Raw genomic sequence first — 16,123 nt, 5'->3', positions numbered from 1 at the left:
GAACATTTTTTGCTCCGCCTCTTTTGCAAGTCTGTTTTTATCATAGACAAGTTTATAGAAGGGAGTCAATCGGAGAAAGTGTCGAATGGAAATTATTTTAAGAAAAACCGTGAATTAGTTTCTATATACAACAAAAACGGAGCTTTTTCGCTCGATTAGCGAGTAAGCTCCGTTTGTATAGTTTAAATTTTAAATAATTAAATTCAATCTATAGTCCACTCTTATTATGCTGAATTTTGAGTCTGCGCTGACTCATGACGGCTAAGCGACGCTTGAGTTCACTCTCCCATTTCTCATCCTTCATTTCCTTGGCAAGACGAAGCAGATCCAGAGACATGTCGATCTGACGCTGCACAATGACCATAGCATCCTCGCTTTCACGATTCACGCAATTTTCAAAAATCGCATCTTCATCTTCTGTCACGTAATCTTGAAAATCAATCTCCGACGCACCATCTCCATGCGCATATTCAGCCAAAATTTCATATTCATTTTCCACTTTATAATGCACTTCTACCCGGTGACACACCGGACAAAACAGCAGGGGAACATTATGAACCTGGGTGCGGTAATGCTTCAGCGTGCCCTTTGTTCCCACCATACTTGCCCCACAACAGTAACTCATTTTTGTTCACCCTCCTTATAACGTGCCGAGACTTTTTGTTGGATAGCAGTCCCGTACACTTCAAGCACTTCCGAAAAAGGAATAGTTCCATCAGTGTATCACATTCATGTACAAATTATAAATGCAGAGCACCGGAATATTTACCGGGTTTCCATACCCTATTCGCCTTGAGGCCCTTCGATTCCTCTTTCCAGAGATAAAATGAAGGCTTTCTTCTATTACATCATTACCACGTTTACGTCTTTGTTTAAACACTTTTCTTCTTTTAGGACCTAGATTCTCGCAAAAGGGTGCAAAAAGCCCTCAATCCCATAAGGGATGAGGGCTTGAACAATAAACGTTCAAGTTCAGTCAGGCTTACAGATTGCTGTCGCCTGGCTTCCAGTTCATTGCACACAATCCACCGGATTGCAGAGCTTGCAGTACACGAAGTGTTTCTTCAACACTACGGCCTACATCATTGTGGTTAACGACTTGGTATTTCAATTCGCCTTCTGGATCGATGATGAACAAGCCGCGCAGTGCAACGCCTTCTTCTTCGATCAGAATGCCATAATCTTTAGCAACTTGTTTCGTGATATCGGAAGCAAGTGGGAAGTTCAATTGACCAAGACCATTGCTGTCTTTAGGTGTGTTGATCCAAGCTTTGTGGCTGTGTACGGAGTCAACGCTCACGCCAAGAACTTCAGTATCCAAAGCTTTGAATTGCTCAGCAGCATCACTCAAAGCTGTAATTTCAGTTGGGCACACAAAAGTGAAATCCAAAGGATAAAAGAAAAATACGAGCCATTTGCCACGATAATCGGACAGTTTTACGGAACCAAAGTCTTGTCCATCTCCCGATACTGTTTCCATTGCAAAATCCGGTGCGGGTCTACCAACCAAACGTTCTGCCATAACTAACAATTCCTCCTTTGGGATTATGTAAGCACTCAAGTTGAATGCTCATCATCAAGAAAAACGAGAACGCTTTTCCTGTAATTAAAATGGGTTTGTTACTTGATAACAAGTACAAGTAAAATGTTATCATCCGGACTTCTCAAAGTCAAGATTATAATCGTTGTTTTATTATAATAATTATAAATAAGGATTTTTCGTGGCAAAAATCATAAAGGAACAGCCCTCTGCAATTCCGGAACGGAGCAAAGGGCTGTACTGTTCTTACTATTATTAAGCCTGTTTCTGAATTGCCGCGACGATCAGATCGCCCATTTCTGTCGTACTGATCGCTTTGCTCTTGTCTACAGCGATGTCGCTTGTACGATGCCCCGCATTCAGCACATCAGACACGGCTGCTTCAATTGCGTCAGCACCTTCTGCATAACCAAAGGTTGTACGGAACATCAATGCCAGAGAAAGGATCGTTGCGATCGGGTTCGCCAGTCCTTGACCTGCGATATCCGGTGCTGAACCGTGTACTGGCTCATAGAGTCCGAAGCTGCCTTCTCCCAGTGATGCAGATGCAAGCATACCGATGGACCCAGTCAGCATCGCTGCTTCATCACTCAAGATATCTCCGAACATGTTTTCCGTTACAATAACATCGAAGCTGGCTGGACGACGCAGCAATTGCATCGCGCAGTTGTCTACAAGCACATGCTCCAGTTCAACATCCGGATAATCGGGTGCTACCCGATTCACGACTTCACGCCAGAGACGGGAAGTTTCCAATACGTTGGCTTTGTCTACAGAAGCCAGCTTTTTGCGACGTCCTTGCGCAATTTCGAATGCCTGACGAACGATCCGCTCCACTTCCGTTACATTATATGCACATGTATCCACAGCCTCTTCGCCCTGTGCACTTTCACGTCTGAACTTCTCACCGAAGTAGATACCACCTGTCAACTCACGTACCACCATCAGATCTGTACCTTCAAGTACTTCCGGCTTCAGAGTAGAAGCATCCTTCAGACAATCAAATACGACAGCCGGACGCAGGTTGGAGAACAATCCGAGTGCTTTGCGAATACCCAGCAGGCCTGTTTCCGGGCGAAGCTCCTTGCTGTTGTTATCCCATTTTGGACCGCCAACCGCTCCAAGCAGGACTGCATCTGCACTCTTACATACTGTCAGTGTTTCTTCAGGAAGAGGTGTACCCTTTTCATCAATCGCGATTCCACCAAACAGCGCATGCTCTGTCTCAAAACGGTATCCGAACACTTCCTCCGTACGTTTGAGAACTTTCTCTGCCTCCGCTACAACTTCAGGACCAATTCCGTCACCTGCGATAACTGCAATTTTTTTCACGTCTGCCATGGGTTGTCCACTCCTTATATCCATTCATTCGGTTATTCACTTCAACGATTAACGTGTCATTTTTAACTCTCTCCTTTGTATCATATTCAGAGGTCATTTGACCAAGATATACAATCTATGACTTTAATAGTTTTTACCTATAAGCAGTTTAAGATTGGTTGTTCTGTACCTCTGACTGAGTTAAAATAAATCCTGAAGACAAAATCAGGTAACTCAGGAGGGATTGCAATCATGCAATACACGTACTTGGGAAAATCAGGTCTTAAAGTCAGCCGGATCTGCCTCGGCACGATGAACTTTGGTCCTGCTACAGACGAAAAAGAGGCATTCCGTATCATGGATGCGGCACTCGATGCGGGTGTGAACTTTTTTGATACCGCTAACATTTACGGCTGGGGCGAAAATTCGGGTCTCACCGAGGAGATCATTGGACGCTGGTTTAAACAGGGGGGCGGCAGACGTGAAAAAGTCGTTCTTGCAACCAAAGTTTATGGCTCTATGCATGATGATACAGACGGTCCAAACAACGATGCAGGTCTCTCCGCCTACAAAATCAGACGGCATCTGGAGGGGTCCCTCCGTCGCTTGCAAACCGATCATGTTGAACTGTACCAGATGCACCATGTTGATCCCGCCATCTCGTGGGACGAGCTTTGGGGCGCGTTTGAAAACGCTGTTCATCAAGGCAAAATTGGTTATGTAGGTTCAAGTAACTTTGCTGGTTGGCAGATTGCCGTTGCCCAAAGCGAAGCCAAAAATCGCCATTTCCTCGGTCTTGTATCCGAGCAGCATAAATACAGTCTTAACTGCCGTTTGCCTGAGCTCGAAGTGCTGCCTGCAGCGAAAGAACTGGGCCTTGGCGTTATTCCATGGAGTCCTCTTGACGGTGGGTTACTTGGACGCAATGCGCTCCAGAAGCTGGAAGGTACACGCAGTGGTAGCATTGCTGAACGAATTGAGTCCCATCAAACTCAGTTGGAACAATTCGCAGCACTCTGCCGCGAACTCGGCGAACCGCAGGATACCATCGCTTTGGCTTGGGTTGCCGCCAATCCGGCAGTTACCGCACCCATTATTGGGCCGCGTACACTGGAGCAGTTTGAAACTGCGCTCAAATGTTTGGATGTACCTTTGGATGAAACGGTCCTCAAACGTTTGGATGAAATCTTCCCAGGTCCGGGAGGGCAAGCTCCGAACGCATACGCTTGGTAAAAGTTTATCGGCTTAACTGAGTACGTCTTTTCAATGGAAATACTCTAATAAAATGCAATTATCCTATACGTAACAACAAAAAAGTCTGACCCTCAAATCTTGAGGGTCAGACTTTTTATGTACCTCACTGAACTACAATACATAGGGCTGGGAACTACATCCCAGCTTCCCCAGCCAGGCGAATTCCAGTCCAATGAAGAGCTTTGCTTGCTGCAAATGATGTGTTATAGGTTCACGTTAACGCGATCCGTATAGGTCTTGCGTTTCTCAATCAATTTGTTCAATCCATCGACATAAGCACGTGCACTGGCACCCAGAATATCAGTACTTACACCGCGTCCTTGTACAGATATTTGGTTTTGAGTAAGTACGACGTGTACCTCTCCCAATGCGTCCTTACCATGCGTAACAGATTTGATTGAGTAGTCGGATAACGTTACTTCTTCTCCGCTCACTTGATCAATCGCATTATATATGGCATCTACCGATCCATTTCCTTCTGCTTGTTGTTCCACCGTATCACCATCAAGTGTAGCAATACGAACTTTAGCCGTTGGAGTGGATTCATCACCATACGTCACAAAGATCGATTCCAGTTTAAACACCTCAGGTGCATCCTGCAATTTCTCTTCAATGACCGCCAGCAAATCCTCATCAGTTACTTCTTTTTTCTTATCAGCCAGATCTTTGAATTGGGCAAAAGCACGGTTCAATGCTTCATCTTCCAGTTCATAACCCAACTCAATCAGGCGCTCACGGAATGCATGACGCCCCGAGTGTTTACCCAATACGAGCTTGCTTTCCTTCAGACCAATAGTCTCTGGCGTCATAATTTCGTAGGTTGTTTTCTCCTTCAGCATGCCATCCTGGTGAATTCCGGATTCGTGTGCAAATGCATTCGCACCAACAATCGCTTTATTTCCAGGCACAACCATACCCGTCAAACGACTCACTAGACGACTGGTCCGAGCAATTTCAGAAAGTTGCAGCGAAGTTTTCGCCTGGAAAAATTCCTGACGTGTCTCGAGTGCCATGGCGATCTCTTCAATCGCAGTATTACCTGCACGTTCACCAATTCCGTTAATGGTGCCCTCAATTTGATCGGCTCCATTCAGAATGGCTGCAAGCGTGTTGGCAGTTGCCATCCCCAGATCGTTATGACAGTGTGCACTCAGCTGCACTTTATCAATGTTGTGTACATTCTCCTTGAGATGTTTGAAAATATTACCGTACTCATATGGGCTCAGATATCCCACCGTATCCGGGATGTTTACAACAGCTGCTCCTTCTTCCACAGCCATATTCACCATCTCAACGAGGAAATCATACTCAGTACGACCTGCATCCTCCAACGAGAATTCGAGCTTCGAAAAAGTTTTTTTCGCATAACGAATTGCGGAACGAGCTGTATCAAGAACCTGGGCTCGATCCATGCGCAATTTGTGCTGACGATGAATGGGGGAAGTTGCCAAAAAGATATGAATACACGGGTCTTGAGCGCCCTTCAACGCTTCTTTCACCGCATCGATATCCTGCTCTCTGGATCGGGACAAGCCAATGACGGTAACATTTTTGACCGCTTTGGCTACTGCATTAACTGCCGCCAAATCGCCTGGAGAGGCTGCGGGGAAACCGGCTTCCATCCGGTCAATACCAAGCCGCTCGAGCTGGTGCGCAATTTCCACCTTTTCACGAGTATTCAGATTGACCCCCGGGGATTGTTCTCCATCACGCAGCGTTGTGTCAAATACATAGATTTTACGCACGCCTCGCACCTCCTAGACTTGTATTTTATGTTCCTCTAAACCAGTAATAGCGGCACACGCATATGCACGGCCGCTATTCCCGGTTAAAGCTGTAAGTTTACTAGATTACCTTAAAAGTGCATGCTTACTTCTTGATCCAGTGCATCATCTCACGCAATTGTCCGCCAACCACTTCGATTGGGTGTTCAGCTTCGTTGCGACGAGTTGCTGTCAGGAACGCACGGCCGGATTGGTTTTCCAGGATGAAGTCACGTGCAAATTTACCTTGTTGGATATCTGTCAGGACTGCTTTCATTGCTTTCTTCGTATCTTCAGTTACTACGCGTGGTCCAGTTACATAGTCACCGTACTCCGCAGTGTTACTGATGGAATCACGCATGCTAGCAAGTCCACCTTCATACATCAGGTCAACGATCAATTTCAATTCGTGCAGACACTCAAAGTATGCCATTTCAGGAGCGTAACCCGCTTCTGTCAATGTTTCGAATCCTGCTTTTACCAGGGCACTTACACCGCCACACAGAACAGCTTGCTCACCGAACAGGTCTGTTTCTGTTTCTTCACGGAAGGAAGTTTCGATAACCCCTGCACGAGTGCAACCGATACCTTTGGCATAAGCCAAACCGATATCTTTTGCTTTACCTGTTGCATCTTGCTCAATTGCGATTAGGCCCGGTACACCGAATCCTTCCACGTAGGTACGACGTACCATGTGACCAGGGGACTTAGGAGCTACCAGCAATACATCGCTGTCTTTTGGAGCAACGATTTGACCGAAATGAACGTTGAAACCGTGGGAGAAGAGCAATGCAGCGCCTTTTTTCAGGTTTGGTTCGATTTCGTTTTTGTATACAGAAGCTTGTGTTTCGTCAGGCAGCAAAATTTGAACTACGTCTGCACGGCTAGTTGCTTCAGCCGGGGACAGAACTTCAAATCCGTCATTTTTTGCAGTGTCAAAAGATTTACCTTCACGAAGTCCGATGACTACGTTCAATCCACTGTCACGCAGGTTTTGAGCTTGGGCATGGCCCTGGCTACCGTAACCGATGACCGCAATCGTTTTTCCTTTCAATACGCTAAGCTCTGCATCCTGTTCATAATAAGTAGTTACTGGCATGTTTATAAGTCCTCCTTTGTATTGTAAAGAACCCTTCATTAATGAGCGGGTGTCTCAAGGGACCGGCACGCTTTTCCTGCTTTAGCGTCTCTGGTCTGATCCGATCCGTTCAGACACCCGCCCGTTAATGCGGGTGTGTGGCTATATTGTCAAGCGTTACATCACTAAAATGTTAAATTGCAACTTGTATGGGACTGGCACTCATCTAAGATTAACGGTATTTCTCAGCTTAATGCTGCTAACACACCTTTGTCGTTCCGTTGATAGCATCAGACCATGTTTTTTTCAATAGATTGTTTAAACGTTCCCTCGTACCAATGCAGTTACACCTGTGCGTGACAGTTCGCGAATGCCGTATGGCTTAAGCAATTCAATCATCGCATCAATTTTATCCGTATCTCCGACCACCTGTACAATCAAGCTGCCTGGACCAACATCTACAACAGATGCGCGGAATGTCTCCACCACACCCAGAATTTCTGGACGTTCGGATGGCTCTGCCTTCACCTTAATCAAAGCAAGTTCACGGGCAACCATCGGTTTCAGACTGAAATCAACCACTTTGATGACATCGATGATTTTGTAGAGTTGCTTTTCAATCTGTTCCAACGTCTTGTCATCACCGATCGTCACAATGACCATCCGGGACAAACCCGGTTCCTCGGATTGACCTACCGTGATACTCTCAATGTTGAATCCCCGTCGACCGAATAACCCTGATACCCGCTGCAGGACGCCTGGCTGATCGTTGACCAATATCGAAATTGTATGTCTTATCATTCCTCAGCATCCCCCATCAGCATTTGATCGATTGTTGCTCCTTGCGGAACCATTGGATATACGTTTTCTTCCTTGCGTACTACGAATTCAACAACGACTGGTCCTGGTGTATCCAGGGCTTCTTGCCAAGCACGCTCGGCTTCTTCCTTGTTGGTTGCACGCAATCCTTTTACACCATAAGCTTCAGCAAGTTTTACAAAATCAGGGCTTCCTGCCAGATCGATATGACTATATCGGTTCTCATAGATGATCTCTTGCCACTGACGTACCATTCCAAGTACCTGATTGTTGATAATAACAATTTTCACCGGGATGTTGTTAATGGCACAAATCGCGAGTTCTTGAGAACACATCTGCATGCCACCGTCACCGTTGATGGAAATAACGAGTCTGTCCGGGTTGGCCATTTGAGCACCAATTGCAGAAGGGAATCCAAAACCCATCGTTCCCAGTCCACCCGAGGTTACCCATGAACGCGGTTGGTTGAATTTGTAATACTGAGCTGCCCACATTTGATGCTGTCCAACGTCCGTAGTGACGATTGCCTCACCTTTGGTTGTATCATTCAGCATTTCCACAACCCACTGTGGTTTCAATACTTCGTCTGAATCTGTGTAACTGTAAGGTTTCTCTTGTTTCCATTGTTTGATCTGATCTCTCCATGCATCCGCACGTTCAGCACGTTGAACCTCTTTGTTCGCTATTTCGAGAACCGTCTTCACATCACCAACGATTGGAATGTCGGTTGCGATGTTTTTGCCAATTTCAGCCGGATCAATATCAATGTGCACAATTTTGGCATGTGGAGCAAATCCGTCCAGCTTGCCTGTTACCCTGTCATCGAAGCGAGCGCCGATATTAATCAGCAAATCCGATTGTTGAATCGCCTGATTGGAGGTGTATGTTCCGTGCATCCCCGGCATCCCGGTCCACAATTCGTGGCCACTTGGGAATGCTCCAAGTCCGAGAAGTGTTGTGGTAATTGGAATGCCTGTCTTCTCCACAAATTCGAACAGCGCTTCGTGTCCACCGGAGTAAACTACACCGCCACCTGCCAGAATCATCGGACGTTCAGCTTCCTGAATCGCCTGAGCCAGACGATCAACCTGAAGTTTGTTCGGCACTGTCCGTGGATTGTACCCTCTCAATATAACAGGTTCAGTCATCGGTTCAAACAACGTTTTGTTTGCTGATACATCCTTCGGAATGTCGATCAATACGGGACCTTTACGACCTGTATTCGCAATATGGAATGCCTCATGAATGACACGTGGCAGATCTTCTACGTCTTTTACCAGGTAACTGTGTTTGGTGATTGGCATTGTGATTCCGGTAATGTCCGCTTCCTGGAAAGCATCTGAGCCGATCAGGCTGGAAATTACATTCCCTGTAATGACTACGAGTGGTACGGAATCCATATACGCTGTTGCAATACCCGTAACCAGATTCGTTGCTCCAGGTCCGGAGGTAGCGATACAGACACCCACTTTTCCGCTCGCCCGTGCATATCCGTCAGCTGCATGAATGGCGCCTTGTTCGTGACGGGTTAACACGTGCTTGAAATCCTCGAAACCATACATCGCATCGTAAATGTACAACACTGCGCCGCCCGGGTAACCAAAAACGCACTCTACACCTTCCAGCAACAAGCTTCTCAGCAGAATTTCGGAACCGCTAATGACCTCCGGCTTCATCCATTTTTCACGTAATTCATCTGTCGATCGTACTTCTGGAATTTGAGCTCCCATCAGTCATCCTCCTCTCGGAATTTACATCATTCTGACATTTAAAGTTACAAAAAAAACCTTCCATCCCTGCAAACAAGTTTATGCTTGCGAGGGACGAAAGGTTGTTGCTTCCGTGGTACCACCCAACTTTGTCCGAAATTTCGCAATAACGGACCTTACCAGGTACAAAAAACGATAGATCAAACGGACATACCCGTTCTCCATACCTGTTGTCTGTAACGCAGACATACGATTTTCCCTAATACGCGAGTGGAGTGACATCCAATGCTTTTCAGGAAAACAGCTCCGAGGTGAGCTCGTATATAAGGGGTAATGGTGGTGGTTTCAGCAATTCCAGCCACTCTCTGAGCAAAAGAGCCCTTAAAACTTCGTCCTCTTCATAGCCGATGAAATATTCTCGTTAAATGTTAGGAACATTATATGATTCCTCCAACCGATAAGTCAATACCCCTTTTGTATAAAAATTCAGAACGCCCCTAATCCTTCATTCTCCATCTTTAACGTTACCCCAATCCCAATGCTTCATTCAGTCACCTTTCAACTTCCCTCAGGCATAGGATATACGAGCAGCACGACTGGTCCTGAAAGGAGGCTTCCGATGGTGATTCGGCAACGCAAATCCAAGCTGGATGATGCCGCCATAATGAGGCTGATTGACTCTCAACTTGTTCCTCTATCTCATATGAGTGAAAGTGAAATCAATAAAATACGCAAAGAAATACCCCTGCGAATGAACAGGGGCATGACCTTTGTTGTCTCATCGAATCCTGACAACGAAGCCGTCGCATTCATCCATTTTCTCATGCACGGTGAACTGCTGTATGTGGATATGATGGCTGTTGCCACAAAAGAACAGCGAAAGAAATACGGTCAGACCTTGCTGCTCAAAGCGGAAAATTTTGCGGCATCTCGTGGTTGCAAAAGATCCAAAGTGATGGTGGACGAAGGCAATACCAAAGGTCTTCGATTTTACCAGAAAAATGGATACAGCACCATTCGATACATTATGTTAAGCCGCTGTTACGAATTGGAAAAAACGCTATAAATCGGTCTAGAAAATGCCCGGTGGTCTTGGTCCATAGGGGCCAAATCCAGGACCTGGTCCATATCCGGGACCAAATCCCGGGCCATACCCTGGGCCTGGTTTTGGTCCCGGGCCATATCCCGGGCCAACACCTGGACCAAAACCGAATCCAGGGCCAGGGCCGTAAGCATAAGGAAGCGTAGCGATGGCAAGTAAATCAAATAATACCAATGGCAAAATGGCTTTGGTGTGTACTTTTTTGCCAACTGCACGTTTCAGCACCAATTTATTACCCGATACTTTCAACAATCTTCCGGTTACCCGAGTACCGTCTTTTTTGATCGCGACAATATTTTTGCCTATTAGTTTCATCGCTTCATCACGCGTAACATGTTGTTTCATACTTTCCCCTCCTCCTCGGATCGTTCAAAACAGTGTATTCGTCCAGAGCTGGCTTCGCCTGTTTCTTTGTCCCTAAATGAAAATATGGGTGTCTTCTCTATGACAGTTAAGAAAGCTAGTAATCTGATATTTTTCTTGTGAAACAAAAAAAAAGATTCGCACGAGGCGAACCTTTTTAGGTAAAACATTATGTGGGAAAACATAATTCTGTCGTTATCTTTTCCCCGGATCATACGGTTCCCCGAGTGCGGACGGAGCAGAAGAACGTCCAACAGCCGCAACGAGCACGATGATGGTGAGCAGGTAAGGCAGCATATAAATAATTTCCTGGGGAATACTTTGAGACCATTCGAACAGCTGCACATAGTTTCGGATAGCTTGTGAGAAACCAAAGAACACAGCCGCACCAAAGGCACCAATCGGATTCCACTTACCAAAGATCATCGCAGCGATCGCAATGTAACCTTGACCGGAAACGGTATTATGAGAGAATGTGCCTGTCGTAGTCAGCGTGATTGCAGCTCCACCAATAGCAGCCAGCGCACCACTAATCATCACCCCAACATAACGGTAACGACGCACTTTAACACCTACGGTATCCGCAGCACTTGGATGTTCACCAACCGAGCGAAGACGAAGACCGAACGGGGTTTTGTACATAATGTAATACGTCAGAAAGACGAATAGAATAGCCAGATATGTTGTCGGGTACACATTCTTGAAGAAAGCTTCCCCAAGCAAAGGAATATCCTTTAACAGTGGCACATCAAACTTGCTGAATCCTTGTACCAATGGTGAATCGCCTGATCCTTCAAACAGTAACTTTACCAGATAGAGTGTGCTTCCTGCTGCCAGAAAGTTAATGACGATACCACTAATAATTTGGTCAGCCTTAAACGTAATGGAGGCAACCGCGTGGATCAGTGAAACCACTACACCCAGCACAACCGCGAACAAAATCCCCATCCAGGCAGACGTCGTCCCGCCCATGCCAGCTTCTTGTGCATAATGCGCAGCAATTCCCGCTGCAAACGCACCAAATACCATGAAACCTTCAAGTCCAAGGTTGGTCACACCGGATTTTTCCGAGAAAATCCCGCCCAGGGATGCAAAAATCAATGCCGTGGCAAAGACAAGCGTCGTATTGATAATTTGCCCAATTGTCAACAAGTCCATCTACAACACCTTCTCTTTCTTGCGCTTGGAATAGAACGGTTTAAGTACCCAGCGCACGATGCCTTGTGCCGCAATGAAGAAGATAATCGAACCGATAACAATCCGAATAATCTCGGGCGGTACATCCGCAGCAAAGCTCATTCCCGCAGATCCATAAGTGAGCGTACCGAATAACAAAGCACCCAGCAACACACCAAACGGATGATTCAAACCAATCAGTGCAACCGCGATGCCGTCAAAACCTGTTCCCGGCGAGCCCGACATAACGGTCTGATATTGGAACACCCCGAGTACCTGGAATGCACCACCAAGACCTGCAAGCATACCGCTGATAAACATTGCTTTAACGATATTGCGATTGACATGCATACCCGCATACTCTGCCGCATTCGGGTTATATCCTACAGCACGAATCTCGTACCCTTGTTTGGTTTTCCACATGTAAATATAAAAGAGCACAGCCATGACAAGAGCAATCAATGTTCCCATGTGAACACGAGAGTTACCCATCAGCTCCGAAAGCCATGTCAGACTAATCGAAGCGGTATCACTGATATCCACCGAACGATTTTCACCTTTTAACAGCAGGAATTGGCGCACGATCAGGTTGGCCAGATACAGACCAATCCAGTTCAGCATGATACTACTGATAACTTCGTTAACCCCACGTGCTGCTTTCAGGTAACCGGCAATCGCTGCCCACAGACCACCAAATACCGCACCGGCAATCAAAGCCAGCGGAGCATGAATATAGATTGGCAGACCTGTAAACTTTACGCCTACAAAAGTCGCCGCAGTCATACCGACGAGAAATTGTCCTTCTCCCCCGATATTAAACAGTCCTGCGCGTGCTGCAAATGCAAATGCAAGTCCTGTCATAATCAATGGTGTCATTTCCCGGACTGCTTCACCAAAGTTGTACATGTCTCCGAAAACCTTCGTAAACAATGCACTGTATGCTTCGATCGGGTTGTATCCGCCGATCAGCATGACAATACCACCGAGGATCAGACCCATAATGATGGCTACAATAGGTAATATAAATGAATCACGGGTAAACCATTTTAATACGTTATTCATGCACAGTACCTCTCTTTTGGGTGCTGCCCGCCATCATCAAGCCGAGCTCCCTGTCATTGGTTTCTTCCGGCAGCACCTCGCCCACGATCTGTCCTTCATAGATGACAGCAATTCGGTCGGATACGTTGATAATTTCATCCAGCTCGAATGAGATCAGCAATACCGCTTTGCCCTGATCACGTTGTGCAATCAATTGTTTTTGAACAAACTCAATAGCACCTACATCCAGACCACGAGTTGGCTGCGCAGCAATAAGCAACTCAGGGTTCTTATCAACTTCACGTGCGATAATGGCCTTTTGTTGGTTCCCTCCCGATAAGGAGCGGGCCTTCGTTTCAATGCTTGGTGTACGCACATCAAATGCCTCGACAAGACGCTTCGCTTGCTTCTTGATCGCATCGAAGTTAAGGAACCCTTTACGTGTATAAGGAGCTTTATAATATGATTCCAGGACGATATTTTCACTCACAGAAAAATCTAGGACAAGTCCATGTTTGTGCCTGTCTTCCGGAATATGCGCTACACCTGACTCCGAAATATGGCGCGGAGAATGATTAGACAGTTCTTTACCCTCGAGGCGAATCGAACCGCTATCTACTTTACGCAGTCCGGTAAGAGCCTCAATCAGTTCGCTCTGTCCATTACCATCAACACCTGCGATTCCTACAATCTCTCCTGCACGTACATTCAGGTTGAGTTCGTTCAGAACCGAGATACCTTCTTTATTTTTGGCGGTCAATTTGCTAACTTCAAGCACATTGTTTCCTGGAGTAGCTGGCTTTTTGTCCACTTTAAACGTGACATTGCGGCCAACCATTTTTTCTGCCAACTCATTCGGATTCGTTTCTGATGTTATAACTGAATCAATCACTTTACCACGACGAATAATCGTCACCGTATCGGAGATTTCCATGATTTCTTTCAGTTTGTGTGTAATCAGAATAATGGACTTGCCTTCGGCCACCAATTTTTTCATGATTACCATCAGTTCTTTGATTTCCTGAGGTGTTAATACAGCAGTAGGCTCGTCAAAAATAAGAATGTCTGCACCACGATACAACGTTTTTACAATTTCAACACGTTGCTGCATTCCGACGGAAATGTCATGAATTTTGGCATGCGGATTTACTTTGAGTCCATACTGTTCAGACAGACGCTGCACTTCAGCAGCAGCTTTTTTATAATTAATGTTGAGACCTTTCCTTGGTTCAGATCCCAAAATAATGTTCTCTGTTACCGTGAACGGCTGTACTAGCTTAAAGTGCTGATGCACCATGCCGATGCCAAGATCGATTGCTTTGTTAGGGCTGTCGATGATGACAGGCTTGCCATTCACTTCAATGGAACCTTCATCCGGCTGATAGAGACCAAAGACAATATTCATCAACGTTGATTTACCAGCGCCGTTTTCGCCCAGTAGAGCATGGATCTCGCCTTTACGAAGCTGAAGGCTGATGGCGTCGTTGGCAACAATGCCTGGGAAACGCTTCGTGATTTGTTTCAACTCAACGACGGGGGTTGCTGCACCCATGTAATCACCCTTATACCTGATATAGTGTGGTTCCGCAAACGTAAGAAAAACGTCTATCGACGTTTATTCAAGGAAGATGACCGCATTTTAGCGGTACTTTTTTCTTAGGATCATCGAATCCTTCAGTTTCACCGAAACTTCTGCATTCCATAATCTTAAGAAAAACTCCTACCGGAGCGTTGATACGAAGTCTTCTCGCTTTTACCATGGGCTAATGCCCAAGCACATAATGCAAAGCTTGTACAATTGTTATGATGACCTGAGCAAATTTTCCTGCTCTGACAATCATAAGGCCGGTCAAGACCGGCCTCGATGATTATTCATTTTTACAGCAGAATCAGATTACTCTGTAGGAACTTTGATTTCGCCGTTGATGATTTTTTCTTTGTATTCGTCCACTTTTGCAAGGATATCAGCAGAAACATTTTTCGTAGAAGTATCAGCGACACCTACACCGTTTTCTTTCAAAGTCAGGTTCTCAGCTCCGCCTTTGAATGTACCATCGATGATTTCTTGGTTTACGCGCTTAACAGCTTCGTCTACTTTTTTGATCATGGAAGTCAGTGTTACATCATCACCAAACTCCAAGGATTGGTCTTTATCTACACCGATAACCCAAACGTCTTGACCTTGTTTCTTACGAGCGATTGCTTCGTTGAACACACCATTACCAGTAGCACCGGAAGCGTGGAAAATGATATCTACGCCTTTGTTGTAAAGTGTAGCTGCTGCTGCTTTACCAAGGTCAGGCTTATCAAATGCACCTGTGTAGTTGGAGATGAACTCAGCATTAGGATTAACAGCTTTAACGCCTTCTCTGAAACCTACTTCAAACTTTTTGATCAGTGGGCTTTCCATACCGCCAACAAAACCAATTTTGTTTGATTTAGTTGTCAGACCAGCTACAACACCTACCAAGTAAGAACCTTCTTCTTCAGCAAATGTTACCGATTTAACGTTAGGAGCATCAACAACACTGTCGATGATCGCGAGTTTGGAATCAGGATTTTGTTCAGCTACAGTCTTGATCGCATCAGCCAATTGGAAGCCGATACCCCAAGTCAGATCATATCCACCTTTAACGAACTCGTTCAGGTTTGGAATGTACTCTTCATCGGATTTACTTTGCAGGTATTTAACAGCTACACCTGTTTCAGTTTCAGTTGCTTGCAGAGCTTCCCAAGCGGATTGGTTAAACGATTTGTCGTTAACTCCACCTACGTCAGTAACCATACCGATTTTCAAATCGGATTTAGCTTCAGTGTTTTCGCCACCTGTAGTTCCTCCGGCATTTGTTTCCTCTTTCGGTTTGCTACCGCAACCTGCGAGCATAACCGATACTGCCAGCAACATGACCAAAGACAAGCTGAGCATCTTCTTCATTTCTCTTGTTCCCCCTTAATGAT

General features: G+C 45.7%; 14 protein-coding genes. 2 read left to right on the top strand and 12 right to left on the bottom strand.

The window, feature by feature from the left end; genetic code table 11:
• Positions 1–208: 208 nt before the first annotated feature.
• From DC345_RS01605 to leuB, 3 genes are all read right to left on the bottom strand, one after another.
• A complete protein-coding gene (locus tag DC345_RS01605; protein WP_024628323.1) occupies positions 209–625 on the bottom strand; it encodes a hypothetical protein in 417 nt (138 codons plus the stop codon).
• 357 nt (positions 626–982) lie between these two features.
• The gene (locus tag DC345_RS01600) at positions 983–1,522 is read right to left on the bottom strand and encodes a peroxiredoxin (RefSeq protein WP_091001071.1); all 540 of its coding nucleotides are present in this window, start codon (positions 1,520–1,522) and stop codon (positions 983–985) included.
• A gap of 273 nt (positions 1,523–1,795) precedes the next feature.
• Positions 1,796–2,881, bottom strand: coding sequence for a 3-isopropylmalate dehydrogenase (gene leuB / locus DC345_RS01595; protein ID WP_113051615.1), 1,086 nt, complete (start codon positions 2,879–2,881; stop codon positions 1,796–1,798).
• Positions 2,882–3,112: 231 nt separating this feature from the next.
• Here leuB and DC345_RS01590 point away from each other — a divergent pair, with 231 nt between their 5' ends.
• A complete protein-coding gene (locus DC345_RS01590; protein WP_113051614.1) occupies positions 3,113–4,093 on the top strand; it encodes an aldo/keto reductase in 981 nt (326 codons plus the stop codon).
• Between the two features lie 224 nt (positions 4,094–4,317).
• Here DC345_RS01590 and DC345_RS01585 read toward each other — a convergent pair whose 3' ends face one another.
• From DC345_RS01585 to ilvB, 4 genes are all read right to left on the bottom strand, one after another.
• Positions 4,318–5,859, bottom strand: a complete 1,542-nt coding sequence (locus tag DC345_RS01585) for a 2-isopropylmalate synthase (RefSeq protein ID WP_113051613.1) — start codon at positions 5,857–5,859, stop codon at positions 4,318–4,320.
• 124 nt (positions 5,860–5,983) lie between these two features.
• Positions 5,984–6,976: a ketol-acid reductoisomerase gene (gene ilvC / locus DC345_RS01580; protein WP_113051612.1), complete on the bottom strand. Its 993-nt coding sequence runs from the start codon at positions 6,974–6,976 to the stop codon at positions 5,984–5,986.
• 297 nt (positions 6,977–7,273) lie between these two features.
• Positions 7,274–7,756, bottom strand: coding sequence for an acetolactate synthase small subunit (gene ilvN, locus DC345_RS01575; protein ID WP_076289931.1), 483 nt, complete (start codon positions 7,754–7,756; stop codon positions 7,274–7,276).
• Positions 7,753–9,504 carry a biosynthetic-type acetolactate synthase large subunit gene (gene ilvB / locus DC345_RS01570; protein ID WP_113051611.1) on the bottom strand — a complete coding sequence of 584 codons (1,752 nt, stop codon included), beginning with the start codon at positions 9,502–9,504 and terminating at the stop codon, positions 7,753–7,755. The genes ilvN and ilvB overlap by 4 nt, the downstream gene beginning before the upstream one ends.
• A gap of 601 nt (positions 9,505–10,105) precedes the next feature.
• On the opposite strand from ilvB, the gene DC345_RS01565 reads away from it, so the two are divergent.
• The gene (locus DC345_RS01565; RefSeq protein WP_113051737.1) at positions 10,106–10,549 is read left to right on the top strand and encodes a GNAT family N-acetyltransferase; all 444 of its coding nucleotides are present in this window, start codon (positions 10,106–10,108) and stop codon (positions 10,547–10,549) included.
• 6 nt (positions 10,550–10,555) lie between these two features.
• Here DC345_RS01565 and DC345_RS01560 read toward each other — a convergent pair whose 3' ends face one another.
• From DC345_RS01560 to DC345_RS01535, 5 genes are all read right to left on the bottom strand, one after another.
• Positions 10,556–10,930 (bottom strand): hypothetical protein, encoded by a 375-nt coding sequence (locus DC345_RS01560; protein WP_113051610.1) that lies wholly within the window; start codon positions 10,928–10,930, stop codon positions 10,556–10,558.
• Between the two features lie 213 nt (positions 10,931–11,143).
• Complete coding sequence (locus DC345_RS01550; protein WP_113051608.1) at positions 11,144–12,106, bottom strand: ABC transporter permease; 963 nt, start codon at positions 12,104–12,106, stop codon at positions 11,144–11,146.
• Positions 12,107–13,186, bottom strand: a complete 1,080-nt coding sequence (locus DC345_RS01545; RefSeq protein WP_091001078.1) for an ABC transporter permease — start codon at positions 13,184–13,186, stop codon at positions 12,107–12,109.
• Complete coding sequence (locus DC345_RS01540; protein ID WP_064639494.1) at positions 13,179–14,717, bottom strand: ABC transporter ATP-binding protein; 1,539 nt, start codon at positions 14,715–14,717, stop codon at positions 13,179–13,181. Before DC345_RS01540 ends, DC345_RS01545 begins: the two co-directional genes overlap by 8 nt.
• 342 nt (positions 14,718–15,059) lie before the next feature.
• Positions 15,060–16,100, bottom strand: a complete 1,041-nt coding sequence (locus DC345_RS01535; RefSeq protein ID WP_090895113.1) for a BMP family lipoprotein — start codon at positions 16,098–16,100, stop codon at positions 15,060–15,062.
• Positions 16,101–16,123: the final 23 nt, after the last annotated feature.

Origin of the sequence: Paenibacillus taichungensis, from assembly GCF_003287275.1 — a bacterium.
GTDB classification, from domain to species: domain Bacteria; phylum Bacillota; class Bacilli; order Paenibacillales; family Paenibacillaceae; genus Paenibacillus; species Paenibacillus taichungensis_A.
This window is presented reverse-complemented; position numbering and strand designations above follow the sequence as displayed.

Coding starts and splice junctions, on each gene's coding strand:
- DC345_RS01605 (WP_024628323.1), bottom strand. CDS start 625: ATGAGTTACTGTTGTGGGGCAAGTATGGTGGGAACAAAGGGCACGCTG.
- DC345_RS01600 (WP_091001071.1), bottom strand. CDS start 1,522: ATGGCAGAACGTTTGGTTGGTAGACCCGCACCGGATTTTGCAATGGAA.
- leuB (WP_113051615.1), bottom strand. CDS start 2,881: ATGGCAGACGTGAAAAAAATTGCAGTTATCGCAGGTGACGGAATTGGT.
- DC345_RS01590 (WP_113051614.1), top strand. CDS start 3,113: ATGCAATACACGTACTTGGGAAAATCAGGTCTTAAAGTCAGCCGGATC.
- ilvC (WP_113051612.1), bottom strand. CDS start 6,976: ATGCCAGTAACTACTTATTATGAACAGGATGCAGAGCTTAGCGTATTG.
- ilvN (WP_076289931.1), bottom strand. CDS start 7,756: ATGATAAGACATACAATTTCGATATTGGTCAACGATCAGCCAGGCGTC.
- ilvB (WP_113051611.1), bottom strand. CDS start 9,504: ATGGGAGCTCAAATTCCAGAAGTACGATCGACAGATGAATTACGTGAA.
- DC345_RS01560 (WP_113051610.1), bottom strand. CDS start 10,930: ATGAAACAACATGTTACGCGTGATGAAGCGATGAAACTAATAGGCAAA.
- DC345_RS01550 (WP_113051608.1), bottom strand. CDS start 12,106: ATGGACTTGTTGACAATTGGGCAAATTATCAATACGACGCTTGTCTTT.
- DC345_RS01545 (WP_091001078.1), bottom strand. CDS start 13,186: ATGAATAACGTATTAAAATGGTTTACCCGTGATTCATTTATATTACCT.
- DC345_RS01540 (WP_064639494.1), bottom strand. CDS start 14,717: ATGGGTGCAGCAACCCCCGTCGTTGAGTTGAAACAAATCACGAAGCGT.
- DC345_RS01535 (WP_090895113.1), bottom strand. CDS start 16,100: ATGAAGAAGATGCTCAGCTTGTCTTTGGTCATGTTGCTGGCAGTATCG.